This is a genomic window from Facklamia sp. HMSC062C11 (assembly GCF_001810675.1).
GTDB lineage: Bacteria > Bacillota > Bacilli > Lactobacillales > Aerococcaceae > Facklamia > Facklamia hominis.
Genome location: NZ_KV802408.1, coordinates 1 through 540 on the forward strand (window position 1 = coordinate 1; position 540 = coordinate 540).

Consider the following 540-nt stretch of genomic DNA (forward strand, 5'->3'; position numbering starts at 1 on the left):
CTAGACGCTGGCCAACAAGAAGTTGTCAAAGAAGGAAATCCAGGAGAACAAGAAAGAACAAATACACTTGTTATCAAGGATGGCCAAGTAACGGAAACCCAAGAAGGTGAATTCAAGACTACTAAAGAAGCAACTGATCGTGTTGTAAAAGTTGGTACAAAACCAGTTACTAAAGTGGTAGAAAAACCATTCAATACCGAGTATGTTTATGACGAAAATCTTGAATCTGGAAAAACTGAAGAAGTAACCCCAGGTAAAAATGGCAAGGTGACGATTACAACAACTTATGACAAGGACCAAAAGAAAGTGGTAACTTCTGAAACAGAAGAAAAAGGTCAAAACAGAGTTGTGAAAATCGGTGGTAAGACTAACGGAACTGAAAAAGTTAAGGAAGAAATTCCATTTGAAGTAGAAGTTAGAAAAGACCCCATCCCTTAAGAAAGGTGAATGGAAATATGCCACAGATGATGAAGGCAATGAATTGAAGGGTGAAAAGGGAGAGCAAGAAAGAACGCTCACCATAGAAAACTCTAAAGTAAC

General features: G+C 38.0%; 1 protein-coding gene. It reads left to right on the forward strand.

Annotated features, from left to right (window positions below; translation table 11 throughout):
- Positions 1 to 438: G5 domain-containing protein (locus HMPREF2758_RS06975; protein ID WP_210384440.1), on the forward strand; the 438-nt coding region annotated here is incomplete at its 5' end.
- Positions 439 to 540: the final 102 nt, after the last annotated feature.